The 1,490-nt window shown below is 65.6% G+C and carries 1 protein-coding gene; it reads right to left on the reverse strand.

Annotation, left to right across the window (positions count from 1 at the left end):
• Positions 1-959 (reverse strand): reverse transcriptase domain-containing protein (locus ABZ826_RS39330; protein WP_361459397.1); only part of this gene is annotated, 959 nt, incomplete at its 3' end.
• Between the last annotated feature and the right edge of the window lie 531 nt (positions 960-1,490).

The raw sequence follows: 1,490 nt of genomic DNA on the forward strand, positions 1-1,490 counted from the left end.
GTCAGCCACGCGGCGAGCCGAGCCTTGACCTGTTCGGCCTCGTCACGGTTGTGACAGAGAGCCACAAGATCGTCGGCGTATCTGATCAAAATCGGCGAGCCCGCCTCGGTCTCCCCGGCATGAGCACCGGTTTGCCGATAGCGGGCCCCTGCCGCCTCTTCCATCCCATGAAGGGCCACGTTCATCAACAGGGGGGAGACGATCCCGCCTTGCGGGGTCCCCTCTTCCGTCGGGGCGAATCTCCCTTGATCGACCGCCCCGGCCTTGAGCCACTGCTCGACCAGCCCCCGGGCGGGGAACTGCCCGAGCAGGGCGAGAAGCCGATCATGGTCGATCCGGTCGAATGCCGCCGTCAGGTCGGCGTCCAGCACCCACTGCCGCTTGGGGTCCTTGCCCTTCGCGGCCTGGAAGATGGCCTGGATCGCGTCGTGACAGCCACGGCCGGGCCGGAATCCATAGGATCGCGGCTCGAACCGTGCCTCCCACTCGGGTTCGAGTGCACCGAGAACCAGAGCCTGAAGACACCGGTCCAAGATCACGGGAATGCCGAGCGGTCTTTGACGTCCGTTCGCCTTCGGAATGAACACCCGCCTGACGGGCTTGGGCTTCCACGGAGCGGCCTTGTGCTGCAACCAGTCGGCCAGCTCAGCCTTCCCCCGGAGCAGCAGTACGACCATCCCGTCGATGCCCGCCGTCTTGCGGCCGGCATTGACCTCCGTGACCCGCCGCACGCTCAACAGCGTGTTGGCGCGCGAACGGAGCATCAACTTCTGCAGATTGCGGACCCGCTTGAGGTCCCCTGCCTGCGACGCCGTGAAGATCCTCTGCCTCAGCCGCCGTACTTCCGCCTCCGTCGCCTGCCAGTCGATCAACAGCCAGTCGGTGGGGTCGTCCTCCGGTCCGTTCACCGCAGCCCGGTGAACCACGGCAGAGTCCGCCGTGACTATCGGTGTCGCCATGGTGTCCAACTTGTCCTTCGGTTCGTGCGTTGATGGCCATCGGGTCCTCACAGGCCCACCTGATCCACGTCAGCACCCTTTCGGGTCCGGGCAGGGCCCGTATCCGGCCAGTTGTGCGGGACGACCAGCGGAGGCGCTGACCACCAGTCCCGGTTTCCTGCTGCCTTTCGGCTGCCGGCCTTGGCTTTTTGGATCATCCTGTGCCCGCTGGGGAGTTGGACCTTCCTTACGGTCGGCTTACCGGAGAAGATGCCTCCGGACCCCAACGGGGTTACCACGTTCCACGCGAGCGAGATACGACCGGGGTGGGTGCCCCCTTTACTCCGGGACGGCGATGCTCTCCCGGCTGGCAAAGAATCCCCAACCGGCGCCTGCCGCTTCTCAACGGCCAGTCCTGCACCCCGCTGGAACATCCCATCTGCGGAGCCAAAGATCACGAAGCATCATCAGGGGTTCAGTCGCCTTCACCCGTCCGGTCTTCCCCTTGCCTGTGGTCTGCGGATGGAACGCAGGCCCTTGGGCTTCTCCCCC

It is taken from the genome of Streptomyces sp. NPDC047515 (genome assembly GCF_040643055.1).
Lineage (GTDB): Bacteria > Actinomycetota > Actinomycetes > Streptomycetales > Streptomycetaceae > Streptomyces.